At 39.6% G+C, this 22286-nt stretch carries 17 protein-coding genes; 3 read left to right on the top strand and 14 right to left on the bottom strand.

From position 1 onward, the window contains the following. Window positions 1-4: 4 nt before the first annotated feature. The 10 genes from scpA to SB717_RS08225 form a co-directional block, all read right to left on the bottom strand. Entirely contained in the window at window positions 5-2155 is a 2151-nt protein-coding gene (scpA, locus tag SB717_RS08270) for a methylmalonyl-CoA mutase (protein WP_193424384.1), read from the bottom strand. Beyond that, window positions 2148-4184, bottom strand: coding sequence for an acyl-CoA mutase large subunit family protein (locus SB717_RS08265; RefSeq protein ID WP_410903562.1), 2037 nt, complete (start codon window positions 4182-4184; stop codon window positions 2148-2150). Before SB717_RS08265 ends, scpA begins: the two co-directional genes overlap by 8 nt. A 157-nt stretch (window positions 4185-4341) precedes the next feature. Continuing rightward, window positions 4342-5601: a dihydrolipoamide acetyltransferase family protein gene (locus SB717_RS08260; protein ID WP_074677460.1), complete on the bottom strand. Its 1260-nt coding sequence runs from the start codon at window positions 5599-5601 to the stop codon at window positions 4342-4344. A gap of 15 nt (window positions 5602-5616) precedes the next feature. After that, entirely contained in the window at window positions 5617-6600 is a 984-nt protein-coding gene (locus SB717_RS08255) for an alpha-ketoacid dehydrogenase subunit beta (protein ID WP_098622862.1), read from the bottom strand. 12 nt (window positions 6601-6612) lie between these two features. Then, window positions 6613-7605 carry a thiamine pyrophosphate-dependent dehydrogenase E1 component subunit alpha gene (locus SB717_RS08250; RefSeq protein WP_074677462.1) on the bottom strand — a complete coding sequence of 331 codons (993 nt, stop codon included), beginning with the start codon at window positions 7603-7605 and terminating at the stop codon, window positions 6613-6615. Window positions 7606-7625: 20 nt separating this feature from the next. Then, on the bottom strand, window positions 7626-9047 hold the full coding sequence (gene lpdA / locus SB717_RS08245; protein ID WP_098622861.1) for a dihydrolipoyl dehydrogenase: 1422 nt from the start codon (window positions 9045-9047) through the stop codon (window positions 7626-7628). A 28-nt stretch (window positions 9048-9075) separates the two neighbouring features. Continuing rightward, window positions 9076-10155, bottom strand: a complete 1080-nt coding sequence (buk, locus tag SB717_RS08240) for a butyrate kinase (RefSeq protein ID WP_372491348.1) — start codon at window positions 10153-10155, stop codon at window positions 9076-9078. Window positions 10156-10251: 96 nt separating this feature from the next. After that, the gene (bcd, locus tag SB717_RS08235) at window positions 10252-11355 is read right to left on the bottom strand and encodes a branched-chain amino acid dehydrogenase (RefSeq protein WP_013059125.1); all 1104 of its coding nucleotides are present in this window, start codon (window positions 11353-11355) and stop codon (window positions 10252-10254) included. Window positions 11356-11367: 12 nt separating this feature from the next. Next, window positions 11368-12279, bottom strand: a complete 912-nt coding sequence (yqiS, locus tag SB717_RS08230; protein WP_074677465.1) for a phosphate butyryltransferase — start codon at window positions 12277-12279, stop codon at window positions 11368-11370. A 238-nt stretch (window positions 12280-12517) separates the two neighbouring features. Next, a complete protein-coding gene (locus tag SB717_RS08225) occupies window positions 12518-14587 on the bottom strand; it encodes a sigma-54 interaction domain-containing protein (RefSeq protein WP_410903561.1) in 2070 nt (689 codons plus the stop codon). A gap of 176 nt (window positions 14588-14763) precedes the next feature. Here SB717_RS08225 and SB717_RS08220 point away from each other — a divergent pair, with 176 nt between their 5' ends. Then, a complete protein-coding gene (locus tag SB717_RS08220) occupies window positions 14764-15015 on the top strand; it encodes a DUF2627 domain-containing protein (RefSeq protein WP_028411584.1) in 252 nt (83 codons plus the stop codon). Window positions 15016-15028: 13 nt separating this feature from the next. On the opposite strand, the gene SB717_RS08215 is transcribed toward SB717_RS08220, so the two are convergent. Further along, on the bottom strand, window positions 15029-15757 hold the full coding sequence (locus SB717_RS08215; RefSeq protein ID WP_410903560.1) for a glycerophosphodiester phosphodiesterase: 729 nt from the start codon (window positions 15755-15757) through the stop codon (window positions 15029-15031). 124 nt (window positions 15758-15881) lie between these two features. Between SB717_RS08215 and SB717_RS08210 the strand changes: the two genes are divergently transcribed. Then, window positions 15882-16034 carry a YycC family protein gene (locus tag SB717_RS08210; RefSeq protein WP_410903559.1) on the top strand — a complete coding sequence of 51 codons (153 nt, stop codon included), beginning with the start codon at window positions 15882-15884 and terminating at the stop codon, window positions 16032-16034. Between the two features lie 313 nt (window positions 16035-16347). Continuing rightward, window positions 16348-17679 carry a peptide MFS transporter gene (locus SB717_RS08205; RefSeq protein ID WP_410903558.1) on the top strand — a complete coding sequence of 444 codons (1332 nt, stop codon included), beginning with the start codon at window positions 16348-16350 and terminating at the stop codon, window positions 17677-17679. 392 nt (window positions 17680-18071) lie between these two features. Here SB717_RS08205 and spo0A read toward each other — a convergent pair whose 3' ends face one another. From spo0A to recN, 3 genes are all read right to left on the bottom strand, one after another. Further along, window positions 18072-18860, bottom strand: coding sequence for a sporulation transcription factor Spo0A (gene spo0A, locus SB717_RS08200; RefSeq protein WP_013084985.1), 789 nt, complete (start codon window positions 18858-18860; stop codon window positions 18072-18074). Between the two features lie 227 nt (window positions 18861-19087). Next, window positions 19088-20368, bottom strand: a complete 1281-nt coding sequence (gene spoIVB / locus SB717_RS08195; RefSeq protein ID WP_029714774.1) for a SpoIVB peptidase — start codon at window positions 20366-20368, stop codon at window positions 19088-19090. A gap of 182 nt (window positions 20369-20550) precedes the next feature. Further along, a complete protein-coding gene (gene recN / locus SB717_RS08190) occupies window positions 20551-22278 on the bottom strand; it encodes a DNA repair protein RecN (protein WP_029714775.1) in 1728 nt (575 codons plus the stop codon). Window positions 22279-22286: the final 8 nt, after the last annotated feature.

Raw genomic sequence — 22286 nt, 5'->3', positions numbered from 1 at the left:
CCAACTATTCTTCTAACCGTTTCTTTATTTCATGTAAGACGGAAACGGCCGCTTTTGGGATTACTGTTCCAGGTCCAAAGATTGCAGAAGCGCCGTGTTCTAAAAGAAATGAATAGTCTTGTTTAGGAATAACGCCTCCGACAATAACAACGATATCGTCGCGCTCTAATTTCTTTAACTCATCAACAAGCTGCGGCAGTAACGTTTTATGCCCGGCTGCCAAAGAACTTATGCCAATCACATGTACGTCGTTTTCTACAGCTTGCCTTGCTGTCTCTTCAGGCGTTTGAAATAAAGGACCAATATCCACATCAAATCCAAGGTCAGCAAAGGCTGTTGAAATCACTTTCGATCCTCTATCATGACCGTCTTGCCCCATTTTCGCAACTAAAATTCTTGGGCGTCTTCCTTCTTCCTCTAAAAATTCAGCCGTGAGCTCTCGAACTTCTTCGATTTGATCTCGATGCACAAACTCCGCACTGTATACACCGCTCACTGACTTAGAAGTAGCCTGATGTCTTCCAGCCACTTTCTCAATAGCTTCTGAAATTTCACCTAGTGTAGCTCTAGCTCTTGCAGCTTCAACCGCAAAAGCAAGGAGATTTCCTTCACCTGTTTTGGCACAAGTGGTCAGTCGATTAAGCGCTTCGATTACCGCTTGTTCATTACGTTCACTGCGTATTTTCTTTAACTTTTCCAGCTGCTTCATTCGAACTGCTGTGTTATCAATATCAAGAATATCAAGCGGTTCTTCTTGCTCCGGCTCAAACTGATTCACACCTACAATAATTTCTGCCTGCGAGTCTATTCTTGCTTGTCTGCGCGCAGCTGCTTCTTCTATTTTCATTTTAGGTACGCCTGCTTCTATTGCTTTTGTCATTCCGCCGAGCTGCTCTATTTCTTCAAGGTGCTTCCACGCTTTTATCATTAATTCATTCGTTAATGATTCCACGTAATAAGAGCCTCCCCAAGGATCAATAACGGAACAAATCTCCGTTTCATTTTGCAAATAAAGCTGCGTGTTTCGAGCAATTCTGGCTGAAAAATCAGTTGGAAGAGCAATCGCTTCATCCAGTGCATTTGTATGAAGCGACTGCGTATGACCTGACACTGCAGCCAAAGCTTCGACGCATGTTCTAATAACATTATTAAATGGATCCTGCTCCGTTAAGCTCCATCCGGACGTTTGAGAATGCGTTCTAAGAGCTAGAGATTTAGGATTATCCGGCTCAAACTGCTTCATTAGTTTTGCCCACAGCAGCCTCCCTGCTCTCATTTTCGCTACTTCCATAAAATAGTTCATTCCAATTGCCCAGAAAAAGGATAGCCGCGGAGCAAATGCGTCAATTGTAATTCCCGCTTTCAAGCCGGTTCGTACATATTCAAGTCCGTCTGCAAGCGTATAAGCAAGCTCTAAGTCTGCTGGAGCACCTGCTTCTTGCATATGATAGCCTGATATACTGATACTGTTAAATTTCGGCATGTACTCCGCTGTATATTTAAAAATATCCGCAATGATTCGCATTGACATCTCAGGAGGATAAATATACGTATTGCGCACCATATATTCTTTTAAAATATCGTTTTGAATGGTTCCAGCCAGCTTTTCTTTTTTTACGCCTTGTTCTTCAGCTGTTACGATGTAGAAAGCTAAAATAGGAAGCACCGCCCCGTTCATCGTCATCGACACGGACATTTGATCAAGCGGAATCCCTTCAAACAGCTGCTTCATATCAATCATTGAATCAATTGCCACGCCTGCTTTCCCTACATCTCCCACAACTCTTGGATGATCAGAGTCATAGCCGCGGTGGGTAGCCAGGTCAAAAGCAACAGACAGCCCTTTCTGTCCTGCAGCTAGGTTTCGGCGGTAAAAGGCATTGCTTTCCTCCGCCGTTGAGTATCCTGCATACTGTCTAATAGTCCAAGGCCGATTTACATACATCGTTGCATACGGTCCTCTCACAAACGGTGGAATACCAGGTGCAAAGTGAATAAAGTCGAGGTTATCTCTGTCTTTTTTTGTATATAATGATTTTAATTCAATTTGTTCATTTGTTTGAAAAGCAGTGAATGAACTTTGAGTCACGTCATCTTCTCTTTGCTGCTTTGAAAATGATAATGGAATATTAGAAAAAGAAGGCTTTTTATACATGAACTTCTACCTCCAAAGCACATAATAACTTCTTAACGCATTGAATAACATTCGTCTTAGGATGTATGACGCTCATTACACCTTTTTGCTGCCACTGCGTTTTGCGTGATACATGTTCTTCTCCCACTACGTACACATAAACCGAATCTTCCTCAAAATAAGTCATCGCTTTTGTTAAGAGCTTTTCCACGAGTTCATCACTTCCACAGATCACATATGCTTCGTGCTTTTGTTCATTCATCCAATCTGCTATCTCGACGTAGGAATCTATGTTTTTAATTGTTTCACACGCAAAGCCTGCGCTTTCAAATAAAGACCGGGCAATCTCAGCTTTTTTATGGCTGCTAGGATCGGTGAGCTCCATAATGCCAATGCTCATTCCCTTTGTATAAACCCGTATTTTTTCAAACTTCTCTGCTGCTCTCCACTTAGTGAGCGGCACAACACTGTCAGGCTGTGACTGCTTCGCCATTTGTTTTAGCATCCACCCTGCTGTTACCCCTTTAGATGCTAGCTTTATATAGTCCTCTAACGAAAGATTTGATGAAAATTCCGAAGTGTTCTGGTCACTGTATTTATTCATTTTTCTTTCTTCTTTTTTAGACAGAGTGCTTTTTATCTCTTCAGATGCAGCGTGTTGCTTAGGAGCATAGTGTGTGACTCCGATCAAGCGCTCAATTCGGCATTCTATATCTCCTTGTCTTTTTACTCTCATTTGTTCAACTTCATCTTGAATTCGCCCTTGTTTTAAAGCTTCTTCCATTCCGCCGTGGTCTTCAATTTTGCCAAATAACTCCCAAGCTTTTGTCATTAATTCATGTGTGTAAGCTTCAACGTACCAAGAGCCTCCGGCAGGGTCCATTACTTTTGATATATGTGTTTCGTGCTGCAAAATTAAGTGAGTATTACGTGCAAGGCGATGAGCGAACTGAGAAGATGAGGATGTGACGGAATCATATGGTTCAATATGCAGACTATCCGCCCCTCCTACAATAGAAGCAAATGCTTGAACCGTGCTCCTTAATGCATTTGTATACATGTCTTCTTTAGACTGTGTAAGATGTGACGTTTCCGTATGGATAAACGGCACTGAAACGGCCGTGTCATCAAAAGCACGAACCACATTTGCCCAAAGCATGCGAAAAGCACGAATTTTTGATATTTCCATAAATAAATGTGAGCTAACTGAAAAAGAAAAGGTCATGTGAGGTAAAACTTGATGTAAGGACAAACCGCGTTTCATGCATTCATCAATATACTGCACCCCTGTAGCAAGCATATAAGCTAGTTCTTGAACAGCGTTTGCACCGCTGTTATGGTAAGGAATGCTTGATACAATGATCGTTTTGAGCTCTGGGACATTACTGTGAGCCAAACGCGTTGCGTAAACTAAATGATCGTATAAATCTCGAGTAGAAAGTGGAACTCTCCCGTATTCAGCAAGGCTGCCGAGCGGATCCATTCCAACTGTACCTGTTAGCTGTCTCATATCAAAGTTATGATCAGCACAGTATGCTTTTAGAAAAGAAAGAAGTGGAACGGATGTACATCCCGTATTTAAAAATAAAGGCACAGCTTCAAGAGCTACATGCTGAAACAAATGAGCAACATCCTCTAAAGTAGAAATTGTAGCGCCTGAGGCTACTTCAGCTTCAGTTGCTTCATCCACGTCTTTTCCTTTCCTCATTGCTTCACTGCACGTAAATGCGGCCGTATTTTGTCCATTTCTCAAACTGTGTAAAAGAAGTTTATTGCTTTCTTTAATAGAAGGTAAGTCAATTTTTTGGGTGACTTCCCATTCCCCTGGTATGTATGATTCTTTACCCGCTCCTCTTAAACAATCTATTCCCGCCGCACTCTGCTGCAAGTAGTCCAAATGTGCCGTATCACTTTCAAAATAAAGCGGTTTCAAAAAGATGTTTTCTAACGTTTCTTTTGAGCGGAGCGCGGTGTTTTTGCTAACTTCCTGTGCCCAATCTTCTTTAGGTGTACGTGTAAATTCATGAAATGATAATGTATTTGTTTTCATTTCCATGCCCCTTTACAGTTAATAGCTGCCTGCTAGACCTAGATGATTACACTTTGAAGTTTGACGATTCTTCTTTTATTTTAATACATCTTTTACAAATTGTTCAATCATTGCTTCAAAATAAAAAAGCAAATGGAGAAAGCTCCATTTGCTTTTTTTAATAGACGGACGTATTCTCTTTAGACGTAGATTCTAAAATCTCTTTAACTCTTGCCAAGAATCTGCCGCACACCAAGCCATCTAACACGCGGTGATCAAGTGATAAACATAAGTTAACCATATCTCGAACAGCAATCATGTTATCAATAATAACCGGACGTTTTACAATAGATTCCACTTGTAAAATAGCCGCTTGCGGGTAATTAATAATCCCCATTGATTGCACGGAACCAAATGAGCCTGTGTTGTTAACAGTAAACGTTCCGCCCTGCATGTCTTCAGACTTCAATGAACCCGTACGAACTTTTTGCGCGAGCTCTGTAATTTCACGCGCAATGCCTTTGATTGTCTTTTCATCGGCTTGTTTAATAACCGGCACAAATAAAGCATCGTCTGTTGCAACAGCAATGGATACATTAATATCTTTTTTCTGGACAATACGGTCTCCTGCCCACATTGAATTCATTTGAGGGAATTCTTTTAAAGCCTGAGCCACTGCTTTTACGAAGAACGCAAAATAAGTTAAGTTAAAACCTTCTTTTTGTTTGAACTCCGTCTTTAATGAATCACGATAAGAAACTAAGTTCGTTACATCAACTTCAACCATTGTCCATGCATGCGGAATTTCATGTTTACTGCGAAGCATATTTGCTGCAATAGCTTTACGCACGCCTGAAACAGGGATTTCTTGATCTCCTGCTGCAGACACAACCGGCGCGGGCTGCTTCGTTTTCGGAGCAGCAGCTGCTACAGGTGCTTCTGGCTGAACTGTTGATGCAGGTGTTTCTTTCACTTCAGCAGCTCCACCTTTTTCAATAACAGCTAAAATATCTTTTCTTGTAATGCGGCCGCCCGCACCTGTTCCAGTCACGGTATCTAAATTAATATTATTCTCTTGTGACAGACGCATAACAGCTGGAGAGTATCGGCTTTTATTCGATTGACTGTCCGCTGTTTTTGGCGCTGATTCTTCTACAGTCTTATCAGACGTTTTCTGTTCTTTTTGAGGTACAGTTCCTTCTACTTCAATTAAACAAATCACTTCTCCCACGGGTAAAGTATCATCCTCACCTGCAATTAACTCTTTTATTGTTCCGCTAAAAGAAGAAGGCACTTCAGCATTTACTTTATCCGTCATGACTTCAGCTAACGGGTCGTACTTATTTACGTGATCTCCAACAGAAACGAGCCATTTGCTAATTGTACCCTCTGTTACACTTTCACCGAGCTGCGGCATCGTAATTTTTTCAATAGCCAATTGATACAACTCCTTTTAAAATTCAGCTAATTCTCTCATTGCTTTTTCTACTTTATCTGGATTCACCATAAAATATTTTTCCATTGTTGGTGCATACGGCATAGCTGGAACGTCAGGGCCAGCAAGGCGCTGAATTGGCGCATCTAAATCAAATAAGCAGTGTTCAGCAATAATAGCTGCTACTTCGCTCATGATGCTGCCTTCTTTGTTGTCTTCCGTTAAAAGCAGAACCTTACCTGTTTTAGAGGCTGCTTCTATAATAGCTTCTTTATCAAGCGGATAGACCGTTCTTAAATCTAAGATGTGTGCTGAAATACCGTCTGCTTCCAGTTTTTCAGCAGCTTGAAGAGCAAAGTGTACACAAAGACCATAAGTAATAACCGTGATGTCGTCTCCTTCTCTCTTTACATCTGCTTTGCCAATCGGAAGTACATAATCATCTTCAGGGACTTCTCCTTTAATCAAACGGTACGCACGCTTATGCTCAAAGAAAAGAACTGGATCCTCATCACGAATAGCTGCTTTTAATAATCCTTTTACGTCATAAGGCGTAGAAGGCATCACAATCTTTAACCCTGGCGTATTGGCAAATAGTGCTTCAACAGATTGAGAATGATAAAGAGCGCCGTGAACTCCGCCGCCGTAAGGAGCTCGAATTGTAATTGGACAACTCCAATCATTATTAGAACGATAGCGAATTTTTGCTGCTTCTGACACAATTTGATTGACTGCAGGCATAATAAAATCAGCAAACTGCATTTCAGCAATCGGACGCATACCGTACATTGCCGCTCCGATTCCTACGCCTGCAATAGCAGACTCTGCAAGAGGGGTGTCAATAACTCTTTCTTCTCCGAACTGTTCGTACAGTCCGTTGGTTGCTTTAAATACGCCGCCTTTTTTCCCTACGTCTTCTCCTAATACAAACACGCGGGAATCTCTTTCCATTTCTTCACGAATGGCCATTGTTACTGCATCAATATATGAAATAACCGGCATATGTTCTCCTCCTTACTCACCGTACACGTATTTTAAAGCCGATTCCGCTTCTGCATAAGGAGCGTTTTCAGCATAATCTGTTGCATCATTAACGATGTTCATAATATCATCAAGCATTTGTTTTTCTCGTTCATCGGTTAACACGTTAACCTCTTTTAAATAAGTCGCAAAGTACGCAAGCGGATCACTCTTTTTAGCTTCAGACAATTCTTCTGCTCCGCGATATGCACGATCATCGTCATCACTTGAATGGGCAGTCAAACGCTCTGAAACAGTTTCAATAAGAGTAGGCCCTTCTCCTCTGGATGCACGATCTCTTGCTTCTTTTACCACTCGGTATACTTCAAGGACGTCGTTTCCATCAATTGTGTAGCCTGGCATACCATATCCAATCGCACGATCAGATACTTTTGCGCACCCTAGCTGCTTTTCAACCGGAACAGAAATCGCATACTTGTTATTTTCACACATAAAGATAACAGGAAGCTTATGAACACCTGCAAAGTTCGCGCCTTCGTGGAAGTCTCCTTGGTTAGAAGATCCTTCTCCAAACGTAACAAACGTTACTAAGTCTTTTTTCTCCAATCGTCCTGCTAAAGCGATTCCTACTGCATGAGGCACCTGTGTTGTAACTGGAGAAGATCCTGTTACAATTCGCTTTTCTTTATGGCCAAAGTGACCTGGCATTTGACGACCTCCTGAGTTTGGATCTTCTGCTTTAGCAAACCCAGAAAGCATTAAATCGCGCGCGGTCATTCCAAATGCTAGCACAACACCCAGATCGCGGTAATAAGGTAATATGTAATCATTGTCTCTGTTTAAGGCAAAAGCTGCGCCAACCTGAGCGGCTTCTTGACCTTGACATGAAATAACAAAAGGCACCTTCCCTGCACGGTTTAAGAGCCACATACGCTCATCAATTTTTCGTGCAAGCAGCATAGTGCGGTACATTTCAAGTACTTGTTCATCAGTTAATCCTAATGATTCATGACGGTTTTTTGTCATGTTTAAACCTCCTTTAATCATCAAAAATGAATCGCTTTTCCATCTACAGCTAATGAAGCTTCTCCCATCGCTTCTGAAAGGCTAGGGTGAGGATGAATGGTATGAGCAATTTCCCATGGTGTAGCATCCAATACCTTTGCAAGACCCGCTTCAGAGATCATATCCGTCACGTGAGGTCCAATCATATGCACACCAAGGACATCATTTGTGTCGGCATCAGCAATAATTTTAACAAATCCCTCTGCCTCTCCATACACAAGAGCTTTTCCAACGGCCTTAAACGGAAACTTTCCAACCTTCAGCTGAAACCCTTGCTGTTTTGCTTCTTGTTCTGTTAATCCTACACTTGCTGCCTCCGGGCTGCTGTATACGCATTTAGAGATTGTTGTATAATCAATCTTCAAAGGCTTTTCACCATGTAAATGCTCCACAGCTACAATTCCTTCGTGAGAAGCTACGTGTGCAAGCTGCAGTCCGCCAATCACATCTCCAATTGCGTAGATATGAGATTCTTTCGTTTGATAAAAATCATTTGTGGCAATCACACCGTTTTCTACTACAATATCGGTATTCTCGAGACCAATTCCTTCGACATTCGCTTGACGCCCTACAGATACAAGCAGCTTTTCCGCTTCATATTCTTGCATATCGTCTCCTACTTGAGCCGATATTTTAACCTGATCATCAATAGACAGTGTATCAGCCATTACTTTAGCAGAAGTAATAATGGTAACTCCTTTTGCTTTTAAAAGCTTCGTCATTTCACGGGAGATATCTTGATCTTCTGTTGGTAAAATTCGATCGCTGTATTCAACAACCGTTACATCAACATCAAAATCTGTGAGCATTGACGCCCATTCAATTCCGATGACGCCGCCTCCCACAATAATAATAGAAGAAGGAAGTGTTTCCATCTTTAATGCTTCATCTGAAGTGATTACTTTCTCTCCGTCAATTGTTAAATCAGGTAATGTTCTAGGACGAGATCCCGTTGCGATAATTACATTCTTTGGAATAAGCATTTCGTTTTCTTCACCGCTTTTTAATTCAACGGAGATGGTTCCTGGCATAGGAGAAAAAATAGAAGGTCCTAAAATACGGCCAATTCCTTCATATACGTCAATTTTACCTTTTTTCATTAGCTGTTTGACACCATTATGTAACTGTGAAACAATTTCTGACTTTCGTTCTTGTACACGTGCATAGTTCAATAGTACATTGGACGTTTCTACGCCAAATTCACTGCTTTTCTTAGCCGTTTGATAGACTTCTGCACTTCTTAGTAAAGCTTTGCTTGGGATACACCCTGCGTGCAGGCATGTGCCGCCTAACTTATTTTTTTCCACAACCGCTACCGATAGACCTAACTGAGAGGCACGAATAGCTGCTACGTACCCTCCGGTTCCACCGCCGAGAATGACCAAATCATATTCTTTTGCCACACTGCTTCACACCTTTCTGCAAACGCTATTAAGCGCCTTTATATTCCTTCACTTCTTCTTCACCTGTAAGCACTCGGAGAGCCCCTTCAGCTAGCGCTTGAAGCTCATTTTCTCCAGGATAAACAATGACATCTGCAATCCACTTTACATGATTAATAATCAGCTCAACAAACGCCTTTGAATAAGCAATGCCTCCCGTTAAAATAATGGCATCTACTTTTCCATGCAAAACCGTACTGGCAGCTCCAATTTCCTTCGAAATTTGATAAGCCATTGCTTCGTAGATAAGCTTAGCTTTTTCGTTTCCATTTTTCACTAGCGCTTCGACTTTCTGCACGTCAGATGTGCCCAAATAACCGACAAGACCGCCTTTTCCTACAAGCATTTTCATAATCTCCTCGCGGTAATACTGACCTGAAAAGCAAAGACGAACTAATTCACCAACCGGTACACCGCCAGCGCGCTCTGGACTAAAAGGACCGTCGCCGTGCAGGCCATTATTCACATCAATTACTTTTCCGCGTTGATGAACTCCAACTGTAATGCCTCCGCCCATATGGGTAACAATAACGTTCATTTGGTCATATGTGCTATTCATTTCTTTAGCCACTTTTCGAGCAACCGATTTTTGATTCAGCGCGTGAAAGATGCTTTTCCTTTCCATAAAAGGCGTTCCTGAGATACGAGCGATGTCACTTAGCTCATCTACCACCACTGGATCAACAATGTACGCTGGAATATTTAATCCAGACGCAATCTCAAACGCTAAAATCCCGCCTAAATTTGAAGCATGATGGCCGGCATAACCGTCTTTTAAATCTTTGAGCATGGCTTGATTTACTTCGTATGTGCCGCCTTCAATCGGGCGTAAAAGCCCTCCTCTTCCACATACTGCACTTAATTTAGATAAATTAATCCCTTCTTCATCAAGTGCCTCTAAAATCGAATTTTTACGGAACTCATACTGTGCATATATCGTCTCAAACTGATTCATTTGCTGTGAATCGTAGCGGATTGTTCGATCAAAAATTGGTTTATCGTTGTGAAACACCCCAATTTTTGTAGACGTTGAACCCGGATTTATTATCAGCATTCGATATTCGTGCATATCCAACACATGTCCTCCTACCTTATCATTCTCATAAACGAAGGCTAGGTCGAAAGGATTTCATTTATTCCTTTTGCCTAGCCTTCAGCTCAAACATTAGCGCGTATGACGTCTACTTAAAATATGCTGCCCATTTTGTAAAAATTGACTGCGTGAACGACGCAGCTTTTCAATTCTTTCTTCAGCTAAGCGATCTGCTGCTAGATAGGTTGGAATGCCATCTCGCTTTGAGATTTCAACTACCTTTTCAATATTATCATAAATACCTTCAACTTTTTTCAGCGCACGCTCACGGTTATATCCAACTAGCTCATCAGCTACATTAATAACGCCTCCTGCGTTAATAACATAGTCCGGTGCATATACAATGCCTAATTCATGGATTAGATCACCATGACGCGTTTCTTTCAATTGATTATTAGCTGCCCCTGCAATAACTTTTGCTTTTATTTGAGGGATCGTTTCATCGTTAATCGTTGCTCCGAGTGCACAAGGAGCATAGATATCACATTCTACACCATAAATATCATTCGGGTCTACTGCTTGCGCACCAAATTCTTCTACCGCACGCTGAACAGCTTCTTTATTAATATCCGTTACAATAAGTTTCGCTCCTTCTTCGTGAAGGTGGCGGCATAAATTATATGCTACGTTTCCTACGCCTTGGACAGCTACTACTTTTCCTTCAAGCATATCTGTTCCAAATGCTTCTTTTGCTGCTGCTTTAATTCCTCGGTATACACCGTAGGCTGTGACTGGTGATGGATTGCCTGATGAACCAAAAGCAGGAGATACACCCGTTACATAATCCGTTTCCTCATATACAATATCCATATCCTCTACCGTTGTGCCCACATCTTCTGCTGTAATATATCGACCGTTTAATCCTTGAATAAAGCGACCAAATGCACGGAACATCGCTTCGTTTTTGTCTTTACGAGGATCTCCGATAATAACCGTTTTCCCTCCGCCTAAATTCAAGCCTGCTGCTGCATTTTTATAAGTCATTCCGCGTGATAAACGAAGCGCATCTTCAATTGCAGCCTCTTCTGATTCATATGTCCACATTCTCGTACCGCCTAGAGCTGGTCCAATTGTTGTATCATGAATCGCAATAATGGCTTTTAAGCCTGAATCTTTATCTTGGCAAAATAATAACTGCTCATAATCGTATGTTTCCATATAGTCAAAAATTTTCATTGTTAGTGCCTCCTAAGAATTCTGTTGAGCGACGCTGATAGCAAGCGCCAGTGAGTATAATTTACTTTCTGATGAATCTGCTCTGGATGTTAAGACGACCGGAGCTTTTGCCCCCGCTAGAATAGCTCCAACTTTTGCTTTAGCAAAATAAATAAGGGATTTATATAAGACGTTCCCTGTTTCAATTGCTGGAACGAGTAATATATCTGCTTGACCGGCAACTTCACTTTGAATGCCTTTTTGCTTGGCTGCTTCTATGTTAATGGCATTGTCGAGTGCTAAAGGTCCATCAATAACGCAGCCTTTAATTTGTCCTCTGCGGTTCATCTGTGCAAGAAGTGCAGCCTCTACTGTTGCAGGCATCAAAGGGTTCACAACTTCAACCGCTGCAATAGGAGCTACCTTTGGCATCTCGATCCCAATCGAGTGGGCAACGTTCACCGCATTTTGAATGATTTGAACTTTCTCTTCCAGAGACGGCGTAATATTCATAGCTGCATCTGTTACAAGAATCGGACGATCATAGTGAGGAACGTCAAACACAGCTACATGTGATAAAACATTTCCCGTACGCAAACCATGCTCTTTGTTTAACACAGCTTTTAAAATAAGCGATGTGGATAAATTCCCTTTCATTACGATATGAGCTTGACCTTGCTGAACTGAACGCACAGCCAATTGAGCCGCTTCTAAAACGGCCTCCGTATGTACGACCGTCACAGCCTTATGAGTGAGTAAGGATGGGCGGTACTGCCTCAATAATTCATTAATTGTCGTTTCGTTGCCAAACAGAATAAATTCAGAAACTTCCCTTGACACAGCTTCATACACTGCCTCAATTGTTTCTAAGTCTTCAGCTGCAGCAACGGCAACAGTCAAAGAAGACTGCTTAGCAATCCGAGATAAGATGGTAGCAAGAGTCATGGAATGTTCGACCTCTCCTTTTTCATTCTTTCTTTTGCTCCGTTTTAAAGAGCATACTGCGCGTTTATGCAGTCACCTAAAATACATGCAAGATTTGTGCCATCCACTGCATATATTACATAATATAGCTGCTTATATCCGTTCTTACGCACAAAAAATTTTTTTTGTTGATTCTAACGACAAACAGAAAAAAAGAATACCTCTCTATTTATATGCAATAAATTGCACACCATGCATTTTATTGCATGCTGTTATTTGCAAGATTGTATTTTTCCAACTTATAATACAGAGAACGCAGGGAAATATTGAGCTGTTTTGCTGTTTTCGTTCGGTTATACTCGTTTGCAAGCAGTACTTTTTGAATAAGTTCAGCTTCATAATTTTCCATCATGTGCGCCAAAGTCTTCCCTTCGAATACTACCTCTTCTTTCACCTGTTTTCTTTCTTTTTTGCCCTTGCCTTCAAGTGAAGGGAGATGAACAGAATCAATCATTGTTTCCGTATAGTGCATATAAATAATAGCTCTGCCTAATATATTTTCAAGCTCTCTGACGTTTCCTGGCCAGTCGTATGATCTTAATGATTGTAAAGCCCGCTCTGTTACCCCTTCAACATGCCGGCCGTAATCTTGATTAATTTTTGTAATTAAGTGTGTAACAAGCGCTCCAATATCCTCTTTTCTCTTCCGAAGAGGAGGTATGTGAATCGGAATTTTGTTGAGCCGATAATACAAGTCCTGTCTGATGCTTCCATCAGCCATTCCTTTTTCTAAATTCACATTCGTAGCTGCAATAACGCGAACATTCACTGGAATAGGAGTCGTTCCTCCAACGCGAATAAGCTCTTTTTCTTGAAGCACCCGAAGCAGCTTAGCCTGCATATGAGCTGAAAGCTCCCCAATTTCATCCAAAAAGATGCTACCGTTATTGGCTTCTTCAAACACGCCTCGTTTCCCGCCTCGTTTTGCCCCGGAAAAAGCTCCTTCTTCATAACCAAATAGCTCACTTTCAAGCAAAGACTCAGAAAGCGCAGCACAGTTGATGCGGACAAATTTATTAAACTTTCGGCTGCTCGCATTATGAATCGCATGTGCAAACAACTCTTTACCCGTTCCAGATTCACCTCTAAGCAAAACAGTAGCTGGTGTTTTAGCAGCAAGTCTAGCCTGCTCAATTGCTAGCTGAAATTCTTCAGACTGACCAATGATATCAGCAAATGAATATTTCGCTTCAAGCGTTCGGATAATTTGACGCGCTCTTTTGAGTTCATTTGTAAGCTCTTGAATTTCAGACATATCATGAATAACGCCAACGCTGCCTTTTAATTTCCCATCGACAATAACGGGGGCAACATTGACAACGACGTCTCTTTTACTCGGACCAAGCCTCATTCTTACACCTCGAACGGGACGTCTTGTTTGCAGCACCTTCATGTGCATACTGTCTCCTTCAGAGATATCGGCAGTCGCCGGCTGACCAATAATATCCGTCTTTTTTAAACCCGTAATTCTCGTATAAGCAGGATTAATTAAAATCCCTCTTCCTTCTTCGTCGACAACCGAAATAGCTTCTTCAGAAGATTGAATAATAGCCTGAAGCATAGTTTGTACTTCTTTTAAGTTCGTAACTTCTTCTGCCAATCCGACAACGTCCGTAATATCTTTAAAAATCGAAAAGGCCCCAAACAGCTCTCTATTCTCGTCGAGTATTGGTATTCTAGTCGTAATTACCTTCCGTCCGCTGTCTAACACAAATTCACTATTTTGATCAATCGTTTTTGTATGAAGAACATCAACAAGTTTACTATTTGGAATGACTTCATGAAGATGCTTACCAATTACATCTCTGTGTGAAAAGTTCGTCAAACGCTCGGCACTTTGATTAAATAGCGTAATATATCCATTCCTATCAATCACGACCATCGCATCATGAGCCGCGTTAAAAATAAGATCATATTTATACGATTCTTGCTTTAACCGCTGAATTAATTCTTCTTTTTCCTCCATCAGATTGGCCATAATTTCAGCAACCAATCCAGGCACTACCAATGCATCAGCAGGTTTGCTTCTCTGCAATTGTTGAAAAACGCCTTGTTTACCTGTTGTTTCAACAATGACATCGAGCTGCTTTGTCATATAATGCTCCCATTTCATTCCGGTTGAAATACCGTTTTCTTGCGCATGCAAAACAGCCGGCGCGTTAGCTCGTACGTCTACTACACCAATCACTTTCATAAATTCGGTTTCCAACAAGATTTTCAGAATAGCTAATCCGCCTTTTCCTCCTCCAACGATCAACACATTTTGCATATTTTTTCACCTTTTCTACTTAATATGTACATATTCCGTGCAAAATATTGCATATACCTATCATATAAAAAAAGAAACGCTCTTGACAATTTATTTAGTTCTTTTATGATTCAAGTATAGCGGTTTTATAATGTAAACGCATTCATTTTCAAAAAAGAGAAGCGAAAGGAGCAGTTATGGTTCGAATTATCGCACTGCTAATCTTACTTATTCCTGGTATACTCGCTGGATATGGTATTAAACTCATGAGAGATATGATTTTTGGCATCCTGCAATCCCCGTTCCCTTCTTTATTTTTGCAATTTTCAGTCGGACTTCTGTTATTTGTAATCGGCCTTGGATTTGTTGCTGGCTTTATTCTGCACAGAGACCGCAAGCGAAACAAAGTTCAAAACAGATTTCAAAAAGATAAAAAAACATCGCATTAATGCGATGTTTTTTTTACGAAAAGCGCCCTCCAAACTGCTTCACCATTTTTTCAGGATAATCAGTAATAATGGATTCACATCCATATTTACGAAGCTGCTCAGCTACTTTTACATCATTTACTGTGTAAGGTCGCACTGGAATCTGACAATCTTTTGAAGCGGCTACATTTACTTCATTCACGGTACGCTGATTAGGGTGAAGAGCTTTTGCACCAAGATGCTGCGCATATACCCAAGGCTCATACATCGGATAAGAGTATAAAATAGCTGTTTCAATCGTAGAATCCAAAGAACCAATTCGGGCTAAGCTGTTATGATTAAAAGATGAAATCATCGTTCGGTCCTTCATCTTGTATAAATAAATTAAATCCAAAACTTTCATTTCCAAGTATGGATAGTCAAATATATTGTTTTTCAACTCAATATTTACACTAATTCCTTTATTTGAAGCCCACTCCATTACTTCATTTAACGTGGGGATTTTACATACTCCATACTTTTTTTTGAACTTGTAGCTCGCATCTAATTTTTGTAAATCTTGATACGTAAAATCTTTTACATACCCTTTTCCATTCGTCGTTCGATCTACTTTTTCATCATGAATTACAGCAAGTTCTCCATCCTTTGTCATATGCACATCAAGTTCAATTCCATGTGCTCCGACTCTCGCTGCTTCTTTGAAGGAAATCATCGTATTTTCAGGGAACGTTCCAGCTGCGCCGCGATGACCTATTACAAACATACTTGCTCAACTCCTCTATTATCACTTATTATTAACTTTAGCATTACTTAATAGTGAAAGCACGAATTTACTGTTTATACTTTTTCACTTTCATTACTTTATATGCAAAAGGAGGTCGTTGTGTATGAGACCACTGCAAATTTCACCGGATACAGCCGTAAAATTAGCCGAACAATTGAATATCCCTCTCGAGCAATTAATGCATATGCCTCAGCATATTTTACTGCAAAAACTCGCTGAATTAAATGCGAGCGAAAACAAAAAAGGATCTGAATAACAGATCCTTTTTTCTTTCGAATTTTCATTTCCAAAAATAGTATTACCTTCTCCTTTCATTCCCTATAACATATATTAGAATATTTAATAATATAAATGTATTTTTAAAAATGCTTTTAAGTAAGTAATTTAATACTTTTTTGTGTATATTTAATTATTTTTTGATTTTTCCATATAATTTCATTGACGAAATTATTGTTTTTCTACTAAAATAAAAATACATTATATTTATTCCAATACTTATATTCTGATTTTTTGATTAATTCAAATAAAAGAATTAAATAGTATGAGAAAAATTTTAGGGGGACTTCATTATGCAAGCAGCTGTACAACACGAAAATCAGCAGCCAAATGAGTCTAGGAAAAAACACCCTCCTGGACTGTACTTATTATTCGCTACTGAAGCATGGGAAAGATTTAGTTATTATGGAATGAGAGCCATTCTGGTTCTTTATTTAACTGCTACCGCTGCTCAAGGTGGACTCGGGGTAGATAAAGCAACAGCACTGAGCTTATATGGAACATTCACTAGTGCTGTTTATATTACGCCGATGATTGGCGGATATTTAACAGACCGCTTCCTCGGAAGAAGGCTAGCCATCACGATCGGTGGTGTGATTATGGCACTCGGGAATTTTTCCATCTTCATTCATCAAAGCGTAGCCGCTTTGTATATCGGACTTGCTTTATTAATTATCGGAAATGGATTTTTTAAACCAAATATCTCCACATTGGTCGGAGATCTGTATGAAGAAAATGATCCTCGCCGTGACGGTGCTTTCACTATTTTTTATATGGGTATTAACTTTGGTGCATTTTTCGCGCCGCTAGTTGTTGGATTAATGAGTTACAAATACGGATTTTTAACAGCAGCTATTGGAATGGTTGTTGGACAAATTTTGTTTAACCTACTGGCTAATCGCTATTTAGGTGATATTGGGAAAGAACCTACAGGAAAAGTTCATGCAGCAGCATCTCAAACATCAACTGCTCCGCTGACAGCACGAGAAAAGAAAAGAACGGTTGCTATCGTTATTCTAGCCTTTGTTGTTATTGCTTTCTGGACAGCTTTTGAACAGGCTGGAAGTTCTTTAACGCTATATGCTCAAGATCAAATTAATCGTCAAATAGGCGGTTTCACGGTTCCAACAGAGTGGTTCCAATCGTTGAATCCACTGTTTATCATGATTTTAGCACCAATTATGTCACTTGTTTGGTACAAGCTAGGAAATTCAAAACGCGGTGATTTCAAAACACCAACAAAAATGGGTATGGGACTTGTAACAGTTGGATTAGGATTCTTAATTTTAATTCCAGCCGTTATGTATACTGGTAATGACCCAGCTTTAAAAGTAAATATCCTGTTCATGATTTTCACTTACTTCCTGCACACGCTAGCTGAGCTTATGATTTCCCCAGTAGGGTTGTCTATGGTAAGTAGACTGGCTCCATTAAAGCTTGCTTCGCTTTTAATGGGCGTATGGATGGCAAGCTCTGCTGTTGCTAATAAACTAGCGGGTGTTCTTGCATCTTATACACAGTCGTTAGGTTATTTCGACATCTTCAGCTTAATTGGTGCTGTGACAATTGTACTTGGAATTATTGTTTTATTCCTTTCAAAACCGATTGCTAAATTAATGGATTAAAAAAAGCAGCCTTTTCTGAAGGCTGCTTTTTTTTATACTTTACTTATGCATATCCCATTTAAGATATGTAGATAAATTTTTTTATGCATCTTCTAAATCTTCTTTCAAACACACAGCCCTCATAACAATTAAATAAATTATTCCAATAAAATACACCACTATTGATAGGAAGAGAAACAAGATACACGTTCCGTTAACCTCAATACCTTCATCTCTCAAACCAAAATAAAAAGACCAATGAATGATTAAAATTCATCGGCCCTGCAGTAAAAAGTTTATTGGTTTTCAGTTTCATATCTAGTATAAATTCCAAAAGTTTATCGGCATGTACTCTGTATTACAAAAGGTATAAACTCACTCAAAACCCCGTAATTCCAGCAGTCCTATCCCTTTCAACTCGCTTTATGTTCAAGGCGTAATTTATCCGCAACCATGGCGATAAATTCACTATTTGTCGGCTTCGCTTTTGACATGCTGACAGTATATCCGAATAATGAAGAAATGGAATCAATATTTCCTCGGCTCCATGCTACTTCAATGGCATGGCGAATGGCGCGCTCAACGCGGCTTGCTGTTGTATTATATTTTTTTGCAATGTCAGGATACAGTACTTTTGTAATCGACCCAAGCAGCTCAATATCCTTATATACCATTGAAATGGCTTCTCTCAAATATAAATAGCCTTTGATATGAGCAGGCACGCCAATTTCGTGAATGATGCTCGTAATGCTTGCATCTAAATTTGCTGGTTTGCTGTCGCGATGTGAACGCATGGAAGAAGATGAACGTTGCATAAATGAAGATGTTTGTCCGCTAACTTGGCGAATATGATTCACTAAGTTTTCCATATCAAACGGCTTTAGAATAAAATAAGCAGCTCCTAAATCAACCGCTTTTTTCGTTACGTCTTCTTGCCCAAATGCTGTTAGCATAATGACATTTGGATAATTTTCTTTTTTCATTTCTTTTAACTGACCTAAAACTGCTAATCCATCTAGATGCGGCATAATAATGTCTAATACAAGAACATCCGGATCTTTATCTTTTAAAATGGATAAACACTCTTGTCCATTGTAAGCTACTCCGATTACTTCCATGTCTTCTTGCTCTGAAATATAATCTTCAAGCAAACCAATTAGTTCCCGATTATCATCAACCAAGCATACTTTAATTTTTTTCAATGCAGCTTCCTCCTCAGTCCTTTATGTTATACGTCGTTTCCTACGTGTCTCTATTCTTTATTCTAAAGGACAAATTCGACAATGCAACATTATTTCCTTTATTTTTTTAGAAAAAAGTCTTTTAAATGGAATTTATTCGATTTTCTCTTATTTTCTTTGTTTTTCGACGTTTTTCTCGTATATTTACGACAATAATTTTTATCAAAAAAAGCGAACTAATGACAACATTAGCTCGCTTTTTTTCGATTATTTTTATAAATATCGATTCCTGCTTCGTTAAGCATCCATTCAATATGGACACCGTAACCCGAGGTAGGATCATTTACAAAAACATGGGTAACCGCTCCAACGACTTTACCGTTTTGAATAATCGGACTCCCGCTCATTCCTTGAACAATTCCACCTGTTTTCTTTAACAATTTAGGATCTGTAATTTTAATAACCATTCCTTTAGTAGCCGGAAACTTTTGAGGTATAGTACTCATAATTTCAATATCAAATTCTTCCACTTGATCATCATCTACTACCGTTAGAATTTTAGCCGGTCCTTCTTTTACTTGATGAGATAGAGCAATTGGCATTGCTTTATCCATTATTCCGTTTTCCATCGTTGAAGACAATTTTCCAAAAATACCAAAAGGACTATTTCGTGTAATATTTCCAATGATTTGTCTATCTTCAGAAAACCTCGCTAGCTTTTCGCCGGGAACGCCGTTCGAACCTTTCTCAATTGATGTAACAGTCGAACGGACAATTTGTCCATCTTCTACTACGATTGGCTTTTTTGTATCCATATCCGAAATAACATGGCCTAAAGCGCCGTATTTTTTAGATTTTGGATCATAAAAAGTCATTGTGCCAATTCCTGCAGCTGAATCACGGATGTATAAACCGATTCTGTAAGCATAATCCTGCTTATCTTTTAACGGATACAGCTTAGTGTCAAACTGATTTTTTTCTCTTAAAATATGCAGATTTAATGGTTCACCCGTTTTCCCTGCCTGCTGAATAAACGGTGTAATATCACTCATTTTTTCAATGGTTTTACCATTAATCTTCGTAATCATATCTCCAACTTGAATACCTGCAATCTCGCCAGGAGATTTTTTACCTTTTGCTGTATCTACCTGATGATAGCCTACAACAAGAACACCTTTTGAATTTAATTTCACACCGATTGATTGTCCACCTGGAATGACTTTAAAATCAGATAATACCTGCACATCTACACGCTTTACAGGAATACCGGCCAAATGAAGCATCAACTCTTCTTTGCCTACCTGTTTGCCTGCTACGGTCAGCTTCGCCTTGTTACTTGTTACATCGTAAACAGGTGATGAAGCTTCTACGCTAAGCGGTAATGTCGTATTAATTTTTTCTTTTTGCTGTTCAAATAAGACGATTTGTTTTGGAATGTGTATATATTGTTGCACAACTGGAATAAATCCTACAAAAATGAACGAAACAAGGAGAATCGCACCAATTATATGTCTGTATCGATTTTGCATGTTTTCACTCTCCTCGCTTCCTCGCCTAAATGGCTACACATTTAATTTAGCCTTCTTAGAGCGCATTTATAACAGAAGTTCAGAGAAAAATGAAAAGAAGTGCAAGGAAACATTTTCAGTTCCTTTATTTTGTATAAAAAAACACCTTTAACACGTACTGTTACGTGTTAAAAGGTGTTTTTTTAAATGGTCTGCTTCATCTTATCCGCTAAATCTAAAAGCTCTTTGGCGTGTTCCTTCGTTAAGCTTGTAATTTCAGCTCCTGCAATCATTCGACCAATTTCTTTTACTTTTTCATCAAGAGTTAATGGCAGAACAGACGTCGTTGTACGATCACCTTTTATCTCTTTAGCGATAAAGAGGTGAGTATCTGCCATAGCTGCTACCTGAGGCAGATGAGATATACAGAGAACTTGTGAATCAACAGAAATAGCATGTATTTTTTCACCGATCGATTGAGCTACTCTTCCACTTACGCCTGTATCAACTTCATCAAAGATAATGGACGTCACGCCTTGATGCTTAGAGAAAATGCTCTTTAACGCCAGCATAATTCTTGACAGTTCTCCTCCTGAAGCTACTTTTGCAAGAGGCTTTAACGGTTCACCTGGATTGGTAGAAATATAAAATTCTACGCTGTCAATGCCGTCTTTGGTGAATTTTATTCTTTCTCCATTTACTTCAACGTCATTTTTACCTGCATTTACGACAGAGAATTTAATTTGAAATACAGTCTTAGCCATATAAAGTTCTTGAAGCTCATGATGGATGCTGTCCGTTAACTCTTGAGCAAGTTTTCTTCGAATAGTTGAAACATTGTTAGCTTCTACTAATAAATCCTGCGCTACGCTGTTTAACTGTTCTTTGATCTTGCTCACATGCGTATCTCGATTTTCAATACGATCAATTTCATCTTCAATTTGTGCAGCATATTCTAGAATTTCATCTACGCTTTGACCGTATTTACGCTTTAAATGATTAATTTCATTTAAGCGCGCTTCAATAAAGTCTAAGCGTTTGGGATCAAATTCTAATAAATCAAGCTGCTGGCGAATTTTATAAGACGCGTCTTCTAGCTGATAGAAGCTCGATGAAATGATTTCAGAAATTTCGGCATAGTTTTTTTCCAATGACGAAATATCCTCCGTATGATTCATGGCTACGCCTACCCAATCTAAACCTTGATGCTCCCCGTGCAGCGCATTGTACGCATCGTTTAGTGACGTATAGATCTTTTCAAAGTTAGAAATCTTCAAACGCTCTTCATTTAGTTCCTCATCTTCGTTCAGCTGCAAATTTGCCGCTTTGATTTCATCTAATTGAAATTGAATAAGATCTAGGCGATGCGCCATCTGCTGCTCATTTTCAGTTAATTGATCTAACTGTTTTTTTAGCGATGTATACCTCGAGAATACCTCTCGATACTCGGTCAAAGCCTCTTCTACTTTTTCTCCTCCATATTGATCAAGAAGAGTTAAGTGACGATCTTGATTCATTAAGTCTTGGTGCTCGTGCTGTCCATGTATATCAATTAACGTTTGTCCGACTTCACGTAGGATAGCTAACGTGACGAGCTTACCATTGATCCGGCAAATACTTTTCCCATTTGTGGTAATGTCTCGGCGAAGCACAATCATTCCATCTTCCACTTCTAAACCGACTTGTTTAGCTTTTTCATGACTTGGATGCTGTTTTTCATCAAATAAGAAAAGCCCTTCAATTTCGGCTCTGTCTGTTCCGTGGCGGACAAACTCCGAAGAGCCTCTTCCACCTACTAACAATGAAATGGCATCAATAATAATTGACTTTCCCGCTCCTGTTTCACCTGTTAATACCGTTAAGCCTTTTTCAAATGAAACAGAAAGTTCATCAATAATCGCAAAATTTTTAATGGATAATTCAGCTAACAACCTGCTTC

Origin of the sequence: Priestia sp. SIMBA_032 (assembly GCF_046535215.1) — a bacterium.
Lineage (GTDB): Bacteria > Bacillota > Bacilli > Bacillales > Bacillaceae_H > Priestia > Priestia aryabhattai.
The sequence above is the reverse complement of the archived record's forward strand: the minus strand, read 5'-3'. Positions and strand labels throughout refer to the sequence as shown.

Bases quoted from the DNA above. Each gene is read 5' to 3' on its own strand.
- scpA (WP_193424384.1), bottom strand. From the start codon at position 2,155: ATGTATAAAAAGCCTTCTTTTTCTAATATTCCATTATCATTTTCAAAG.
- SB717_RS08265 (WP_410903562.1), bottom strand. From the start codon at position 4,184: ATGAAAACAAATACATTATCATTTCATGAATTTACACGTACACCTAAA.
- SB717_RS08255 (WP_098622862.1), bottom strand. From the start codon at position 6,600: ATGCCGGTTATTTCATATATTGATGCAGTAACAATGGCCATTCGTGAA.
- SB717_RS08250 (WP_074677462.1), bottom strand. From the start codon at position 7,605: ATGACAAAAAACCGTCATGAATCATTAGGATTAACTGATGAACAAGTA.
- buk (WP_372491348.1), bottom strand. From the start codon at position 10,155: ATGCACGAATATCGAATGCTGATAATAAATCCGGGTTCAACGTCTACA.
- bcd (WP_013059125.1), bottom strand. From the start codon at position 11,355: ATGAAAATTTTTGACTATATGGAAACATACGATTATGAGCAGTTATTA.
- yqiS (WP_074677465.1), bottom strand. From the start codon at position 12,279: ATGACTCTTGCTACCATCTTATCTCGGATTGCTAAGCAGTCTTCTTTG.
- SB717_RS08225 (WP_410903561.1), bottom strand. From the start codon at position 14,587: ATGCAAAATGTGTTGATCGTTGGAGGAGGAAAAGGCGGATTAGCTATT.
- SB717_RS08220 (WP_028411584.1), top strand. From the start codon at position 14,764: ATGGTTCGAATTATCGCACTGCTAATCTTACTTATTCCTGGTATACTC.
- SB717_RS08215 (WP_410903560.1), bottom strand. From the start codon at position 15,757: ATGTTTGTAATAGGTCATCGCGGCGCAGCTGGAACGTTCCCTGAAAAT.
- SB717_RS08210 (WP_410903559.1), top strand. From the start codon at position 15,882: ATGAGACCACTGCAAATTTCACCGGATACAGCCGTAAAATTAGCCGAA.
- SB717_RS08205 (WP_410903558.1), top strand. From the start codon at position 16,348: ATGCAAGCAGCTGTACAACACGAAAATCAGCAGCCAAATGAGTCTAGG.
- spoIVB (WP_029714774.1), bottom strand. From the start codon at position 20,368: ATGCAAAATCGATACAGACATATAATTGGTGCGATTCTCCTTGTTTCG.